Source organism: Allokutzneria albata (assembly GCF_900103775.1).
Taxonomy (GTDB): domain Bacteria; phylum Actinomycetota; class Actinomycetes; order Mycobacteriales; family Pseudonocardiaceae; genus Allokutzneria; species Allokutzneria albata.
On record NZ_LT629701.1, the window covers coordinates 4,056,194 to 4,071,842 of the forward strand.

Below are 15,649 nucleotides of genomic sequence, written 5' to 3' on the forward strand. Positions count from 1 at the left end.
CCCGGTCAGGCAGGCGGGAGGACGATGCGGGTCGTGGTGCCCCGGCCGGGTTCGGTGTCCAGCTCGATGCGGCCGTTGTGCGCCGCCACGATCGCCGCGCTGATCGCCAGGCCGAGCCCGGCGCCGCCGCGCGCCCGGGTGCGGGCGGAGTCGGTGCGGTAGAAGCGGTCGAACACCCGCTGCGCGTGCTCGGGATCGATGCCCGCGCCGGTGTCGGCGACCTCCACCAGCGCGTACGCGGCGGCCACCGGCAGGTCGGTGCCGGACCAGGCCACGACGCGGGCGGGCTCGTCGACCGGCCGGTACCGCACGGTGACCCGGACCGGGCTGCCGGGCGGGGTGTGCGTGATCGCGTTGGTGACCAGGTTGGTCACCACCTGGCGCAGCCGCGCCTCGTCGGCGATCACCCGGACCGGGCCGTCCGGCGCGGACAGGGTGATGGAGCGCTCCTGGTCGCGCACGCGGGCGTCGTGCACCACGTCGTTGACCGGGACGAGCAGATCGACCTCGGTGAGGTCCAGCGCGCGCTGCTCGTCGAGGCGGGCCAGCAGCAGCAGGTCCTCGACCAGGCCGCCCATCCGCTGCGACTCGTCCTCGATCCGCGACATCAGTCTGTCCACATCGGACTTCTCGGGGGCGCCGCCCCTGCGGTAGAGCTCGGCGAAGCCGCGGATCGAGGTCAGCGGGGTGCGCAGCTCGTGCGAGGCGTCGGCGACGAACTGCCGCAGGCGCCGCTCGGAGTGCTCGCGCTCGCGCAGCGCCGAGGAGATGCGGCCGAGCATCACGTTGAGGGACTGGGCGAGCCTGCCGGTCTCGGTGCGGGGGTCGGCGTCGGGCACCCTGCGGTCGATCTGCCCGGCCGCGATCGCCTCCGCCGTCCCCTCGATCCTGGTCAGCGGGCGCAGGCCGATCCGCACCAGGTAGGTGGCCAGCACGGCGAGGCCGACCAGGATCAGCAGCCCCACCACCACCTCGACGCCCAGCAGCTCGGCGACCGTCTCGTCCCTGGTCTTCAGCCACATCGCCACCGCGACCAGCCGCCCGGCGTCGCCGACGACCACCCGGACCCGCCAGTCGCTGCCGCCGTCGCTGTCGGGCACGGTGAAGGTCCGGTTGACGCGCGACCTGAGGATCTCGTACCGCAGCATCGGCATGTTGGGGAACTCCGCCGAGGAGCCGCCCCGGTAGGTCTCCACCCCGCTGTGGCTGAAGGCGACCAGCCGGAAGTCGGTCGGCAGCTGCTGCTCACCGCGGTTGAACTTGCCACCCCCGGGCGGCCCGCCGTACCCGTCGCGCATCCGCCCGGACGTGACCTTCAGCTGCTCGTCGATGCGCGAGACCAGGGACAGGTCCAGCCACACCAGGCTCAGCGCGCCGACCACCGTCAGACCGGTCGCGCACAGCGCCACCAGCGTCGCCACCAGGCGGGTCCGCAGGGTCCACGGCCTGCGCGTCACGACCGGCCCCTGCCCCTGGGCATCCGCAGGGTGTAGCCGACGCCGCGGATGGTGTGGATCAGCGCGGGCTCCCGCCGGTCGATCTTGCGGCGCAGGTAGCTGATGTAGGACTCGACGATGCGGCTGCTGCCGTCGAAGTTGTAGTCCCACACCCGGTCCAGGATCTGCTCCTTGCTGACCACCTTCTCAGCGTTGATCAGCAGGTAGCGCAGCAGGTTGAACTCGGTCGGCGACAGCGGGACCGGCTCGCCCGCCCTGCGCACCTCGTGCCCCTCCTCGTCCAGCTCCAGGTCGGCGTAGCTGAGCACGCCGTCGTCGACGGCCGCCGAACCCGGCGGGCGGGTGCGGCGCAGGATCGCGCGCAGCCGCAGCACGACCTCCTCCAGGCTGAACGGCTTGGTCACGTAGTCGTCGCCGCCCGCGGTCAGCCCGGCGATGCGGTCCTGCACGCTGTCCCGGGCGGTCAGGAACAGCACCGGCAGCCGCTCCTGCTCCGAGCGCAGCTGCCGGGCGACGGTGAACCCGTCCAGGTCGGGCAGCATCACGTCGAGCACCACGATGTCCGGCTGGAACTGCTTGGCAGCGCTCACCGCGGCCGCGCCCGTCTCCGCGACACCGACCTCGAAACCGCTCAGCCGCAGCGTCGCCGAGAGCAGTTCCAGGATGTTCGGCTCGTCGTCGACCACCAGCACCTTGGCCGAGCGCGGCTCATCGATGTTCACCGCGCCAGCATCTCGGCCCAGGCTGAGAGTTTGCTGGGAACACGCTGAGCCGGGCGGATCAACCGCCGTTCCGGTGCCACCATCGGGGGTGTGCACCCGCCTGACTCGCTCCCGGCCCGGCTGTTCCTGCTCGCCTACGACCAGGACCGCGGGCGGCTGACCGGAGGCGCCGCGCTGGCCCCGCTGCTGCGCGCGGCGGCGCTGGCGGAGCTGCACCTCGGCGGCGGGCTGGCCGATGTCCGGGGCAAGGCGCACGCGGTCGCCGCGACGGCCAGCGGTGACCCGGTGCTGGACCAGGTGCTGGCGCTGGTCGGCTCCGCGAAGGCGCGGTCGTGGCAGTACTGGATCACCTACCGGCCCAGGACCACGGTGGCGGCCGTGCGGGAGGCCCTCGTCGCCTCGGGGCACATCCGGGTGACCCGCCGCCGGGGGCTCGGACTCTTCCGCACCACCAAGATCACATTGGTCGATCCCGGCGAGGCGACGCACATCGCGAGCCTGGCCTCCGAGGCGCTGCGCGGCGCCTGGCCGGTGGCCGAGGTCGACCTCCGCGACGCCGCCGTGGTGTGCCTCGCCGCCGCGGCGAAGCTGCGCACGGTGGTCAGCCGCGCGGACCGCCGGGCCTACCGCGGGCGCCTCGCCGAGCTGAGCGCGCGGGTCGGCCCGGTGCCCACCGCCCTGCGCAAGGCCCTGCAGGCGCAGAACGGGGGCTCGGCCAGCGGCGACGGCGACTGAGCACCCGGGTCCCGTGCTACCGGTAGGTCAGGCCCGCGTCGGCCATGCGGCGCGTGGCCTCGACGACGTCCTTCTCCCCGGCCGCGATGTAGAGGCGCAGGTAGGGCAGCGGCGTCGCGCCGGACTCCGGCCCGGGGTAGGGCCACGGCCACACGGGCGCCACGAGGACGCCGGTCCGCTCGAAGCACTCGGCGCGGTACTGCTCGGGCTCGTAGGCGGGCGGCACCTCGATCAGCACGTACGGCGTGCACTCCCCCGCGTGCACGGCGCTGCCGGGATGGCCGAGCTGCTCCACGCACGCCTGCACGGTGGCCTGGCGGATGTCGGCGACCTCGAAGCTCTGCGCCGTGAGGAAGTCAGTGCTCTCCGCCGACTCCAGCCAGTCCGCCATGGCGTGCTGCGCCGGTCCCGCGTGCATCAGCCCGTGGTGCAGCCGGTACCGGTTGATCAGCTCGGCGAGCACGTCCGGCGCGGCCACCATCGAGCCGATGCCCCAGCCGTTGCACCCGAACTGCTTGCCCATGGACCGCACCGCGAGCCACGGCACCCGCGGCGCCCGCTCGACCACCACGCGCAGCGCGGAGGTGGCATCGACACCGGCGTCGCAGACCCCGAAGTACGCGTCGTCGACCAGGATCGCCGCGTCGTGTTCGACAGCCGCGTCCACCATCGCGGCGACGAACTCCTCTGACCAGTTCACCGCGGTGGGGTTGTGCTGCGCGTTGATCACGACCATGGCCAGGCGTTCCCCTGGCGTGGCAAGCACCTTCGCCACGGCCTCGGCCAGATCCTCTTGCTGTGGCTGGAATCCGTGCTCCGGGCGCAGCGGGAGGTAGCGCACCGCGAACCCGAGCGGGGAGAACACCCCGGAGTAGTCCCAGCTCGGCCCGGCGGCGAGCACCACCGGCGTGCCCGGCCCAGCACCGTCGCGGACGAGGCGGCCGAAGTCGAACATCGCGTGCCGCGTCCCGGTCCAGGAAACCGCGACCTCCCAGTCCCCTCCGGTGAGCCCGTGACCGGTCGCGAGGTGCTCCCGCAGGGCGGTGCGCAGCCTGGGCAGGCCGTAGAGCGAGAGCTGGTAGCCGTGCGCGTTGACCGGTGTCTCCGCGAGGCGGGCGGCGAGCGCGGGCGGCACCCGGTCCCAGGTCTCGCCGAAGCTCAGACAGATCGGATCGCCGTAGGGCAGACCCCGGTGCAAGTACTCGCGCAGCAGCAGCACATCCGGCATGGCGCACGGAGCGGCGTCGCCGTCGAGCAGCGTGCGCAGGGTGGACTCAGTGATCATGACAGCCTCCAGGCTCTTCGGGTGGGGCCGGAGGGTGCCGAAGCGCGATGGATCGGTGATGGAGCCCGGATGGACGGTCGGCGCGGAGGCATCGAAAAATCTGACCGTTCGGCCAGGTGTCAGCCGTCGACACCGCCATCCGGTCGTCATAGGGTGTGCTGAATCCGGCGTATTGGCAGGTCAACGACGATGTCACCAGCTCGTGGGACGCAGTGGCGGTCATGTCGCGCAGTGGCCGTCGTGGTGTCCCTGGTTCTGGTGGCCGCCTCGGTGGTGGTCATCACCGAGGCGCTGGGCAATCCGGGCACCGTGCTGGCCGACAAGACGCTGCAGGTGCTCTTCAGCGTGGTCACGGTGGTGACCCTGCTGATCGGGGCGCGCCGCCGGACCGGGGCGGACCGCGGCTGGCGGCTGTGGATGGCGGCGACGGCCTGCTGCATGGGGCTCGGCCTCGGCGTGTGGATCTGGATCAAGCTGATCAGCGGTCTTCCGCTGCCCGCGAGCACCCTGGGCAACGTCGCCTACTTCATGGTGCCGGTGTTCGCCCTGATCACTGTGATCAGCCTGATCGACCTGGACGTGGTCGGCGAGGAGCAGCGGCCCGCGGCCCGGCCGAAGCGGGCCCGGGTGGTGCTGCTGCTGGACGTGGTGATCATCGCGAGCTCGGTGCTCCTGGTCGGCCACGCCGGGCTGATGCTGAAGCTGACCAACCGCTCGTCCTCGGCGGGAGCGGGCGGCAACCTCGTGCTCCAGCTGATGCACCCCATCTCCTACGTGCTCGTCGCGGTGATCGCGGTGATCGTCTCCGGGGTGCGCGGGCTGTGGCGGCAGCCGGCGCTCGGCCTGCTGGTGCTCGGCTTCCTCGCGCACGCCGCCTCCGCGACGATCACCACGAGCCTGGTCCTCAGCGGTGTCAAGCACATCCCGCCGGTCATCGACATCGGCTACATGACGGGCAACGCGCTGTTCCTGCTCACCGCCGTGGCACCGCCCGGCCGCCCGGCCCCCGGCAGGCGCAGGCGCTCCGACCACTGGCTGCACCTGGCCGTCCCGTACGTGCCGCTGCCGATCGCCGCGCTGTTCCTCGGTTTCCGCACCACCGACGGCACGCAGATCGAACCGCTGGAGATCTACCTCGGCTTCGGCCTCGTCGCCGCGGTCGTCGGCAGGCAGTTGATCGCGATCGCCGACAACCTGTGGCTGCTCGGCCGCCTGCGCGCCAGCCAGCGCGAGCTGGAGTACCAGGCCTACCACGACTCGCTCACCGGTCTGGCCAACCGCGCGCTGTTCCAGGAGACGCTGCGCCGCGCGGTGGAGGACAACTCGGCGAGCGCACCGCCGTTGCTGGTGCTGTTCATCGACTTCGACGACTTCAAGAAGGTCAACGACCAGTACGGGCACGCGACCGGCGACGCGCTGCTGCAGGCGATCTCCGCACGCCTGCGCGAGCTGCTGCCCAGCACCGACCTGGTGGCCCGGCTCGGCGGCGACGAGTTCGGAATCCTGTTGCACCAGAACGGCAAGACCCCGGAACAGATCGGCACCGCGGTCCTGGAAGGCATGCAGCAGCCGTACCTGGTGGACGGGCGCGAACACGTGGTGCGCGCCAGCATCGGCCTCGCGGAGCTGAGCCCGGACGATCCCGCGCTGACCGCCGAGGAGCTGCTGGCCCGCGCGGACTCCGCCATGTACACGGCCAAGCGGCGCGGCAAGGGCACGCTCGCCCTGCACCCCGCCTAGTGTTTCCCGGTGCGCACCATAAAGCGGTCCGGCGAACACGAGCTGGAGATCAAGAAGTCGCGCTTCCTCTGCGCGCTTGCCAGGGTCGAGCACGAGGACGAGGCGCGCGAGTTCATCCGCTCCCGTCGCCGGGCGCACGTCAACGCCGGGCACCACTGCTCCGCCTACGTCCTGGACGACGCGCAGCGCTCCAGCGATGACGGGGAGCCCGCCGGAACCGCGGGCGTGCCGATGCTGGAGGTCCTGCGCAGGCGCGAGCTGACCGGCGTGGTCGCGGTGGTCAGCCGCTACTACGGCGGCGTGAAGCTCGGCGCCGGTGGGCTGATCAGGGCCTACGGCGGTGTGGTCGCCGAGGCGGTGGACCTGCTGGGCGTGGTCGAGCGGCGGCCGGTGCTGCTGGTCTCCACGGTGGTGGACTACCTGCGCGCGGGAAAGCTGGACAACGAGCTGCGGAACTCGCGGTTCCGGCTCGCCGGCGCCGAGTACGGAGCCGAGGTGCGGTTCCGGATCAGCGTCGAGGAGAACGCCCTCGCGGAGTTCGGCGAGTGGCTGGCCGGACTGACCGCGGGGCAGGCCGAGTACACAGTGGACGGTTCAGGGTACGTCGAAGTCGATCTGACGAATGGATGAGACCGGCTGACGCGCCCCCCTCGTTGTGTCATCGTCTTCCTTAGCTGACGTACGAGGGAGGCGCGTATGTCCGGCCTGTTCCTGTTCACGTTGCTCTGGGTGCTCATCGCACTGGCCCCCGTGCCCAATCCCCAGGTCCGCCGGACACTCCTGCTGCTGGTGCTCGGGGTCTCGGTGACCGCGATCGCCTACACCTTCTTCGAGTTCACCGAGGCCGGGATGCGTCAGCGCGATGACGACAACGACCGCAGCATGCTGAACATGGCGCTGCTGGTGGCCGGGCCGGGGGCGCTGGTCGCCCTGCTGCGGCTGGCCACGGCGAGCCACGACCGCAGCTGAGCGTCCACAGTGGACAGCATCAGGGCCGCTTGATCCGTTCGATCAGGCTGGTCCAGCTGTCCGCGCCGTGACCGGCCTCGATCGCGCGGTCGTAGTGCGCCTTGACCGCGAGCGGCAGGCCGGTGTCGATCCCGGCGTCCTCGCTGGCGCCGACGATGTGGTCGGCGGTCGCGCCCATCATGACCACGCTGGCCAGGTCGCCGGGGTGCTTGCCCGTGTCGATCTGCTTGGCGGCCTCCCCCAGGTACATGCCCATGCTGCGGAAGTTGTCCTCGGCGTAGGGCCGGAAGCTCTCCGCGGACACGCCCGCGGAGTTCAGCAGCGCGGTCGCGTGCAGGTAGGCCGACAGCGAGGTCAGGAAGATGTCCAGCTGCGCCTGGTAGTACAGCTGGGCCAGCGCGATGTCCTCGCCGACGTAGTCCGGTCGCCCGATGACGCCCAGCACCGGCGCGTACTTGTCGAAGATCGCGCGGGAACCGCTGTAGAAGACGTACGCGCCCTCCTCGCCGACCAGCTCCGCCGGCACCATGACGCCGCCGGTCAGCAGCTCGGCGCCGTGCCCGGCCAGCCAGGTGGCCGCCTCGCGGGTCCTGGCGGGCGTGTCCGAGCTGAGGTTGACGACGACCTTGCCGGCGAGCGCGTCCGTCGCGGTGCCGAGGATGTCGTACATGGCCTGGTAGTCGGTGAGGCTCAGGATGACCACGTTGTTCGCCGCGAGGGCGGCGCCGACGTCCGCGGCCCGGGTCGCGCCCTCGGCGACGAGCGCGTCGGCCCGGCTCGCGGTGCGGTTCCACACGGTCACGGCGTGGTCGTTGGCGAGCAGCTTGCGGACCATCGCCTGGCCCATCGGCCCGAGTCCGATCAGGGTCACGCCGATCTTGCTCATGTTTGTCCTGCCTGTTCAGAGTGTGTTTTCGGGGTCGAGAACGACTCTGCCCGGCGCCGCGCACGGTTCTCGCACGGTTCGCTGTCGGTGGCTCGGGCTAGTTTCGTGACGTGCGATTCGGACTGCTGGGGCCGCTGGCCGTGTGGACCTCCGACGGACATCCCGTGCGGGTGCCCGAGCCGAAGGTGCGCGCGCTGCTGGCGGCGCTGCTCGTCCACGAGGGCCGCGTGGTCTCGGCGGACCGGCTGGTCGAGGACCTGTGGGGCGAGCGCCAGCCCGGCAACCCGCTGAACGCGTTGCAGACCAAGGTTTCCCAGCTGCGCGGGACGCTCGGCCGGGACGTCGTCCTCCGCGCGGCCCCGGGGTACCGGATCAGGGCCGGATCCGTCGACGTCGAGGAGTTCCGCGCGCTGACCGCGCGAGCCCGGGCCGCCGGTGACCCGCGGGAGCGGGCCGAGTTGTTCGCCTCGGCGCTCGCGCTCTGGCGCGGTCCGGCGCTGGCCGACTTCGCCGACGAACCCTTTGCCGCGCCGTCGATCCAGCGACTGGAGGAGGAACGCCTCGCCGCGCAGGAGGACTGGGCCGACGCCCGGCTGGCCCTCGGGGAGCACGGCGCGGTCATCGGCGAACTCGGCGGTCTGGTCGCGCGACACCCGCTGCGGGAACGGTTGCGGGCACTGCACATCCGCGCGCTGTACCGCGCGGGCAGGCAGAGCGAGGCGCTGGCCGGTTACACCGAGCTGCGCGACCGGCTGGCCGACGAGCTCGGCCTCGACCCCGGCCCGGAGCTCGCCGCGCTGCACCAGGCCGTCCTGGAACAGGCGCCGGGCCTCTCCCCGCCGAAGAGCAACCTGCCCGCGGCGATCGGCGAGCTGATCGGCCGGGACGAGGCGGTGCGCGCGGTGCGGGCGCGGCTCGGTGAGTCGCGGCTGGTGACGCTGATCGGGCCGGGCGGTGTCGGCAAGACCCGCCTCGGGGTCGAGGTCGCGCGCCGGCTGGGGGACTCCTTCGCCGACGGCGTCTGGCTGCTGGAGTTCGCGGGCATGGACCGCCAGGCGGCGTGCCCGCCCGACGAGTGGGTCGTCGCGGCGATCGCGGCGACGCTCGGCGTCCGGGAGGAGCCGACGCCCGGTCCGCGTCCCGACCTGCCGGACCGGCTGGCCGAGGCGTTGCGGCACAAGGAGATCCTGCTCATCGCCGACAACTGCGAGCACCTGGTCGGCCAGATCGCCGACGTGATGGGGCGGGTGCTGCGCCGGGCGCCCGGGGTGCGCGTCCTCGCGACCAGCCAGGAGCCGCTGGGCCTGTCCGGGGAGGTGCTGTGGCCGGTCCCGCCGCTGGAGGTGCCGGGCCGCTCCAGCGACCTCGCCGCCGCGCGCGAGTTCAGCGCGATCCGGTTGTTCGAGACCCGCGCGGGGATCACGGTCGACGAGGACACGGCGCCGGTGGTGGCCGAGATCTGCCGGAGGCTGGACGGCATCCCGCTCGCCCTGGAGCTCGCCGCGACCAAGGTCCGGGTGCTCGGGGTGCACCAGCTGCTCAACCGTCTCGGTGACCGGTTCCGCCTGCTCGCCGGGGGCCCGAGGGACGCGCCGGCCCGGCAGCGCACGCTGCGCGCGATGATCGACTGGAGCTGGGAGCTGCTGGGCGAGCCGGAGCGGGTCCTGCTGCGGCGGCTGGCGATCCACGCCGAGAGCTGCTCGCTGGAGGCGGCCGAGGCGGTCTCCGGTGACGGCGCCGATGTGCTGGAGCTGTTGTCCGGCCTGGTGGACCGGTCCCTCGTGGTGTCACAGACCCGCGGCGGCGCCGAGCCGCGCTACCGCCTGCTCGAATCCGTCGCCGCCTACGCCCTGGAGCGCGTCCACGAGGCGGGTGAGTTCGACGAGCTGCGCCTGCGTCACGCCCACTACTACGTCGATCTCGCCGAACGCGCCGCCCCGCGGCTGAACGGGCACGACCAGCGCCAGTGGCTCGACCTGCTCGACGCGGAGACCCCCAACATGCGCGCGGCCCTGGAAACCGCTGTGCAGCAAGGAGATTCCGGCCTCGCCCAGCGCCTCGTCACCGCGCTGTCGTGGTACTGGTTCCTCCGCGGGAGGCTCGGCGAGGCGAGCAGGTCGCTGCGCCTGGCGGGTGGCTCGCCCGCGACGCGGGCGTGGCTGACCGGGATCGCCGTGCTGGAAGGGCAGCGCCCGGACCTCGGCGTTCTCGACGCGGCGGAAGAGCTGGAGGACTCGCGGGCGCTGTGGTTCCTCGGCTACTGCATGTCCACCGTGGGCGACATGCAGACCGGCGAACGGATGACCCTGTTGGCGCTCAAGCGGTTCGAGGAGACCGGCGACCAGTGGGGCATCGCCGCCGCGACCACCGACCGCGTCAGCCAGCAGATGCACAAGGGCGAGTTCGCCGACGCCAAGGAGCTCGCGAACCGCATCGCCCGGATGTTCGCCGACCTCGGTGACCGCTGGGGGCAGCTCCAGGCGTCGTTCACCCTCGGCACCCTCGCCGAGATCTCCGGGGACTACGAGCGCGCCGCCGCCCTGCACCGCGAAGGCCTCCGCATGGCCGAGGAGCTGAGCCTGTGGCCGGAGGCGTCCTACCAACTGTCCTGGCTCGGTCGGATCGCGTTGCTCACCAAGGACTTCGTCCGGGCACGGGACTTCCACGAGCGCGCGCGGCGCCTCGGCGTCGAACAGAACTTCCCGCCCGCGGAGATGTACGCCGTGACCGGCCTCGCCCTCGGCGCCCGCCGCGAGGGCGACTTCGACGAGGCCGAGGAGCACCTGCACCGCGTCCTCGCCTGGCACCGCGACGTCGGCTACCAGGAGGCGGGCGCTCTGGCCTTGGCCGAACTCGGCTTCATCGAAGAGCAACGCGGCAATGCTTCATCGGCGCGGCGGTTGCACGAGCAAGGGCTCGCGTTGGCTCGGCGGACCGGTGACCCGCGCGCGATCGCGCTGGCCCTGGAGGGACTGGCGGGCGTGCACGCGCTCGCCGGGGAGCTTTCGCGGGCAGCTCGCCTGCTCGGTGCGGCCGATGCCGCGCGGCGCTCCGTCGGAATGCCGTTGCCCGCGGCGGAGCGCGGAGACGTGGATCGGATCTCGGCGGCGGTCGGGCCCGGGTACGCGGCGGATTTCGAGTGGGGAAAGGGGGCGTCGTTGGCTGATCTCGGATTCGACGCCTAGCACTCGGCTAACAGCGAGCCGTTGATCGCGCCTTGTACACCTCCAGCAGGCGCTCCAGGTGGGGGCGCGCCCTCGCGGTGTCGCCGTGGGACTCCGCGAAGGCGATCAGCCGCACCAGGGCCTCGGCCTCGCATCGCGGTTCGCCCTGGCGGGCCAGCGGCAGCGTGACGACGGCGGGTGCGGTCGAGAGTTCCTCGGCGATGTCCAGATAACACTTGTAGGCGTGTTCGGACCGCGCGTACTCACCGCGCTGGAACAGGAGGCGACCGGTCAGCTCCCAGACGGAACCCTGCAGGCGCCGCTCGGCCGACACCTCCTCGAAGCCTGCCGGGGCGGCGTCGGACTCACCGTGGTCCTGGTCTGACCGAGCACGCTGCCTGAGCATCTTCGCCTCCACCGCCGAGCCGGTTAAAGATGATCTTTACACGGTCCACGCCGGGCAGCAGCGTCCTGGGGTGAATGCCAAGGCCCTAGTCGCGCAGCCAGCGCAGGGAAAGCCACAGCTCAGCACGGGTGTCGGGGGTGGAGAGGTCCCGCCCGAGCAGCTCCCCGATTCGGGTGATCCGGTGCCGGACGGTGTTGCGGTGCACGCCCAGCGCGTCGGCGGCGGCGTCCCACCCGCCGTGGTGCGCCAGCCACGCGTGGAGCGTGTCGAGCAACCCCGCCTCCAGAACAGGTCGCAGGCTGCGCCGCGCGAACGACTGCGCGTCCTTCGAGGAGACCAGGGAGTCCACGGTGGAGCTGTCGACGCGAGACCGGCCCTCGATCACCGCCTCGGCGAAGAGCCGCGAAGCGCGCAGGGCGGCGGAACGCAGCTCTCCCAACGGAACCGGACCGCTCGCACCGGTCAGCCAGCCCTTCGGCGCGTACGGCCGGTCCTCCGGCAGCACAACGAGGAACCCGTCCGCGACAGGAGCCACGAGCGGCGTGTCGAACGCGTCCGCGTTCCTCCGCACGCGACGAGCGCGGACGACTCGCCACCGCGTGTCCGGCGGAGCTTCCAGAGCCTTTTCCAGCAGTGCGGCCGAATCCACGCCGTTGACCGCCAAACCGAGCACTCCCGCCGTGAGGTCCGGTGAGGACCTGGTGGACGCGACGAGCAGCGACAGCAAGGCGACTCCGACGCTGAGCACGGCGCGATCAGCAGGCTCGAACGAATCCCCGGCGACCAGCACGGATCGTGGGCCGGATCCAGCTCCGCGCAACGCGTGGGCGACGAGCTGCCGCGAGCCGTGATGCGCGGTGGCCGCGGAAGGACCCTTCGGCGCGCGAACGCGTTCCACGAGCCGAAGCTCGTCGTCCGGCGGTGCCGAACCGCCTGAAGCGATGCGGCGACCGGACGGATCGAACAACACGGTCCAACCGGAGAGCAGTTTGGCCAGGCGACGCACCACTGCCACGGCACCATCGCTCGCGGCCGCCTTGGTCAGCGCGGCCTGCGCCGTGGACAACCTGCGCATGCCCGCGCGCTCCGCCTCCGCGAGCATCAGCGACACTTCCTGGCCGATCCGGAGGAACGTGACCTGGATGGACACCAGCAGCAGCGGCAGGCCGTGGCGCTCGCACGCGGAGATCAACAGCGGCGGCACCGCGTCGTGCACCGGGGTCACCCCGAACCCGAGCGCCGCGGCTCCGGCCTCCGCCAGGCGCCGCACGTAGAGGTCGATTTCCTCTGCGCTGGAAGGGAAATCCACTCCGGCGGTGAACAGCAGCTCGTTGCCGATCAAATAGCGCCCCGGGTCACGCAGCTCGCTGACGTGCACCCAGCGCACCCGGCGCCCCTCGACCGGCCCGACCAGGACGGTCAACCCGAGGTCGGGCCGCGCGACCAGATCGCTCAGCGCCACCGTCGGCATCTCCACCCCCACCCCTCCCTTCGCCCGTTGTGAACCCGATGCGGCATTCGTTACGTCTGGTGGAACAAATGCCACATCGGGTACCGCACCCGCTGGACAAAAGATCCTATGGGAAGGCCACGATTGTGCGAGTTATCCACTTCGATGGTGCCCGGCAGTTCCCTACGGTCGGCGAATCCCCTGCGGCTACGGAGGCACAATGCCCATCGACTCCCTGGTGATGGTGAGCTACCTGCTCGCCATGGTGGCGGTCGGCTGGTGGGCCGCTCGCCGCGCGGGCACGAAGAGCGAGTTCCTGGTGGCGGGGCGGCGCCTCGGCCACACCATGTACTCCGGGACGATGTCCGCGGTCGTGCTCGGCGGAGCGTCCACGGTGGGCGGTGTCCGGCTCGGCTACCTCTACGGGATCTCCGGCGCGTGGCTGGTGCTGACGATCGGCCTCGGCGTGCTCGGGCTGAGCCTGCTGTTCGCGCGGCGGATCACCCGGCTGAAGGTCTACACCGTCTCGGAGATGCTGCAGCTGCGCTACGGCGGCGGCGCGGCCACGATCTCCGGCTTCGTCATGTGGGTCTACGCGTTGATGCTCATGGTGACCTCGACGATCGCCTGCTCGACGATCTTCGGCGTGCTGTTCGGGATGGACCGGGCGTCCTCGGTGGTCCTCGGCGGCGGCATCGTGGTGCTCTACTCGGTGCTCGGCGGGATGTGGTCGATCACCCTCACCGACATGGTGCAGTTCGTGGTGAAGACGGTCGGCATCCTGTTCGTGCTGCTGCCCGTCGCGGTCGCGAAGGCGGGCGGCTTCGACGGGCTCGCGGCCGCGCTGCCCGCCGACTACTTCTCGTTGTGGCACATCGGCGCCGAGACGATCCTGACCTACGTCCTCGTCTACTTCTTCGGGCTGCTGATCGGCCAGGACATCTGGCAGCGGGTGTTCACCGCGCGCGACGACAAGGTGGCCACGGTCGGCGGCACGTTCTCCGGGCTGTACTGCCTGCTCTACGCCTTCGCCGGGGCGATCGTGGGGATGGCGGCGAAGGCGCTGTTCCCGAACCTCGCCTCACCCGACGACGCCTTCGCCACGATCGTCACCGACGCCCTGCCGACCGGACTGCGCGGACTCGTGCTCGCGGCCGCGCTCGCCGCGGTCATGTCCACCGCGAGCGGTGCGCTGATCGCGTGCGCCACGGTGGCCAGCAACGACATCTGGCCCCGCCTGCGCCCGTCGGAGAACCGCGACGAGGTGCGCACGGCACGGATCTTCACCCTGGTGCTCGGCATCGCGGGCATCGCGATCGCCTCGATGCTCCAGGACGTCGTGGGCGCGCTGACCGTGGCCTACAACCTGCTCGTCGGCGGTCTGCTGGTGCCGATCCTCGGCGGGCTGGTGTGGCGGCGCGGGACCCGGCAGGGCGCGCTCGCCTCGATCGTCGTCGGCGGGACCACCGTGGTGGTGCTGATGCTCACCCACGGCATGCTCGCCAACGAGCCGATCCTGTGGGGCCTGCCGATCAGCCTGGTGACCTACGTGGCGGTCAGCCTCGCCACCCCGCCGACCGAAGCCGCGAAGCTCGCGCACTGGCAGGCCCGTCTGACAGGAGAACCCCGATGATCCCCCGCATCAGCAGCAAGGTCGCCTCGTTCACCGAGTCGGTGATCAGGGAGATGACCCGGGAGGCGGACGCGCACGGCGCGGTCAACCTCTCCCAGGGGCTGCCGGACTTCCCCTGCCCGCCGGAGCTCAAGCGCGCGGTGGCCGAGGCGGTGCACGCCGACCTCAACCAGTACCCGACCACCTTCGGCGAGTCGGCGCTGCGTGAGGCGATCGCGGTCAAGACCGAGGCGGCCTACCCGGGCTGGCGGGTCGATCCGGAGACCGAGCTGTGCGTGACCTGCGGCGCCACCGAGGCGATGGTGGCCACCATGCTCGCCCTGCTGGAGCCGGGCGACGAGGTGGTCATGTTCGAGCCGCGGTACGAGAACTACGGCCCGGACGCGATCTTCGCGGGGGCGAAGCCGGTGTTCGTGCCGCTGCACCGTCCTGATTGGACGATCGACGAGGCCGAGCTGCGCGCCGCGTTCAGCGACCGCACCAGGGCGATCGTGGTGAACACGCCGCACAACCCCACCGGCAAGGTCTTCTCCGCCGAGGAGCTGGAGCTGATCGCCGAGCTGTGCCAGACCCACGACGTGCTGTGCTTCACCGACGAGATCTACGAGCACATCCACTTCCTCGGCGAGGGCGGCCACATCCCGCCCGCCACCGTGCCGGGGCTGGAGGACCGCACGGTCACGATCAACAGCCTGTCCAAGACCTACGCGGTGACCGGTTGGCGGGTCGGCTGGACGATCGCTCCTGACTGGGCCACGAAGGCGATCCGGACCGTGCACGATTTCCTCACCGTGGGCGCGCCGACGCCGTTGCAGGCGGCCGGGGTGACCGCGATGCGGCTGCCCCGCGGCTACTACACCGAACTGGCCGAGCACTACCGGCGGCTGCGCGACCTGCTCTGCCCGGCGCTGGCCGACATCGGGTTCGAGCTGCGCGTGCCGGACGGCGCCTACTACGTGCTCTGCGGGACCGGGAAGTTCGACCCTGCCAAGGACGACGTGGCGTTCGCCAGGCGGCTGATCACCGAAGCGGGGGTGGCGACGGTGCCGGGCTCGTCGTTCTACGCCGACCCCGCCAAGGGCGCTGACCTGGTCCGCTTCGCCTTCCCGAAACGGGAGGAGACCCTGCTGGCCGCCATCGACCGCCTGGGCACGCTTGGGTAAAGATCACCACGTCGCGCCGCACCGGCCGTTTTCCCCTGG

Annotated in this window: 13 protein-coding genes; 7 read left to right on the plus strand and 6 right to left on the minus strand. The window is 71.6% G+C overall.

The genetic code is table 11. The annotated features are described in order from the left end of the window. Positions 1-5 precede the first annotated feature (5 nt). Complete coding sequence (locus BLT28_RS17920) at positions 6-1,457, minus strand: sensor histidine kinase (RefSeq protein WP_030429755.1); 1,452 nt, start codon at positions 1,455-1,457, stop codon at positions 6-8. After that, the gene (locus tag BLT28_RS17925; RefSeq protein ID WP_043811597.1) at positions 1,454-2,179 is read right to left on the minus strand and encodes a response regulator transcription factor; all 726 of its coding nucleotides are present in this window, start codon (positions 2,177-2,179) and stop codon (positions 1,454-1,456) included. Before BLT28_RS17925 ends, BLT28_RS17920 begins: the two co-directional genes overlap by 4 nt. Positions 2,180-2,269: 90 nt before the next feature. On the opposite strand from BLT28_RS17925, the gene BLT28_RS17930 reads away from it, so the two are divergent. Continuing rightward, positions 2,270-2,914: a GOLPH3/VPS74 family protein gene (locus BLT28_RS17930; protein ID WP_030429757.1), complete on the plus strand. Its 645-nt coding sequence runs from the start codon at positions 2,270-2,272 to the stop codon at positions 2,912-2,914. A 16-nt stretch (positions 2,915-2,930) separates the two neighbouring features. Here BLT28_RS17930 and BLT28_RS17935 read toward each other — a convergent pair whose 3' ends face one another. After that, positions 2,931-4,199 carry a pyridoxal phosphate-dependent aminotransferase gene (locus tag BLT28_RS17935; protein ID WP_030429758.1) on the minus strand — a complete coding sequence of 423 codons (1,269 nt, stop codon included), beginning with the start codon at positions 4,197-4,199 and terminating at the stop codon, positions 2,931-2,933. 240 nt (positions 4,200-4,439) lie between these two features. Here BLT28_RS17935 and BLT28_RS17940 point away from each other — a divergent pair, with 240 nt between their 5' ends. The 3 genes from BLT28_RS17940 (at position 4,440) to BLT28_RS17950 (ending at position 6,908) form a co-directional block, all read left to right on the plus strand. After that, positions 4,440-5,939, plus strand: coding sequence for a GGDEF domain-containing protein (locus tag BLT28_RS17940; protein WP_156050962.1), 1,500 nt, complete (start codon positions 4,440-4,442; stop codon positions 5,937-5,939). Positions 5,940-5,948: 9 nt separating this feature from the next. Further along, on the plus strand, positions 5,949-6,569 hold the full coding sequence (locus BLT28_RS17945) for a YigZ family protein (RefSeq protein ID WP_030429760.1): 621 nt from the start codon (positions 5,949-5,951) through the stop codon (positions 6,567-6,569). Between the two features lie 66 nt (positions 6,570-6,635). After that, positions 6,636-6,908: a hypothetical protein gene (locus BLT28_RS17950; protein ID WP_030429761.1), complete on the plus strand. Its 273-nt coding sequence runs from the start codon at positions 6,636-6,638 to the stop codon at positions 6,906-6,908. Positions 6,909-6,927: 19 nt separating this feature from the next. Here BLT28_RS17950 and BLT28_RS17955 read toward each other — a convergent pair whose 3' ends face one another. Then, positions 6,928-7,794, minus strand: a complete 867-nt coding sequence (locus BLT28_RS17955; protein WP_030429762.1) for an NAD(P)-dependent oxidoreductase — start codon at positions 7,792-7,794, stop codon at positions 6,928-6,930. Between the two features lie 110 nt (positions 7,795-7,904). Here BLT28_RS17955 and BLT28_RS17960 point away from each other — a divergent pair, with 110 nt between their 5' ends. Continuing rightward, the gene (locus BLT28_RS17960; RefSeq protein ID WP_030429763.1) at positions 7,905-10,979 is read left to right on the plus strand and encodes a BTAD domain-containing putative transcriptional regulator; all 3,075 of its coding nucleotides are present in this window, start codon (positions 7,905-7,907) and stop codon (positions 10,977-10,979) included. Between the two features lie 7 nt (positions 10,980-10,986). Here the strand turns inward: BLT28_RS17960 and BLT28_RS17965 are convergent, their stop codons facing one another. Continuing rightward, positions 10,987-11,364 carry a hypothetical protein gene (locus BLT28_RS17965; protein WP_156050964.1) on the minus strand — a complete coding sequence of 126 codons (378 nt, stop codon included), beginning with the start codon at positions 11,362-11,364 and terminating at the stop codon, positions 10,987-10,989. An 85-nt stretch (positions 11,365-11,449) separates the two neighbouring features. After that, complete coding sequence (locus BLT28_RS17970) at positions 11,450-12,835, minus strand: PucR family transcriptional regulator (protein ID WP_043811681.1); 1,386 nt, start codon at positions 12,833-12,835, stop codon at positions 11,450-11,452. A 199-nt stretch (positions 12,836-13,034) separates the two neighbouring features. Here BLT28_RS17970 and BLT28_RS17975 point away from each other — a divergent pair, with 199 nt between their 5' ends. Both BLT28_RS17975 and BLT28_RS17980 read left to right on the plus strand, forming a co-directional pair. Continuing rightward, positions 13,035-14,447, plus strand: coding sequence for a sodium:solute symporter (locus BLT28_RS17975; protein WP_030429766.1), 1,413 nt, complete (start codon positions 13,035-13,037; stop codon positions 14,445-14,447). Then, entirely contained in the window at positions 14,444-15,610 is a 1,167-nt protein-coding gene (locus tag BLT28_RS17980; protein WP_043811602.1) for a pyridoxal phosphate-dependent aminotransferase, read from the plus strand. Before BLT28_RS17975 ends, BLT28_RS17980 begins: the two co-directional genes overlap by 4 nt. Positions 15,611-15,649 lie beyond the last annotated feature (39 nt).

Coding starts and splice junctions, on each gene's coding strand:
- BLT28_RS17935 (WP_030429758.1), bottom strand. CDS start 4,199: ATGATCACTGAGTCCACCCTGCGCACGCTGCTCGACGGCGACGCCGCT.
- BLT28_RS17950 (WP_030429761.1), top strand. CDS start 6,636: ATGTCCGGCCTGTTCCTGTTCACGTTGCTCTGGGTGCTCATCGCACTG.
- BLT28_RS17955 (WP_030429762.1), bottom strand. CDS start 7,794: ATGAGCAAGATCGGCGTGACCCTGATCGGACTCGGGCCGATGGGCCAG.
- BLT28_RS17965 (WP_156050964.1), bottom strand. CDS start 11,364: ATGCTCAGGCAGCGTGCTCGGTCAGACCAGGACCACGGTGAGTCCGAC.
- BLT28_RS17970 (WP_043811681.1), bottom strand. CDS start 12,835: ATGCCGACGGTGGCGCTGAGCGATCTGGTCGCGCGGCCCGACCTCGGG.
- BLT28_RS17975 (WP_030429766.1), top strand. CDS start 13,035: ATGCCCATCGACTCCCTGGTGATGGTGAGCTACCTGCTCGCCATGGTG.
- BLT28_RS17980 (WP_043811602.1), top strand. CDS start 14,444: ATGATCCCCCGCATCAGCAGCAAGGTCGCCTCGTTCACCGAGTCGGTG.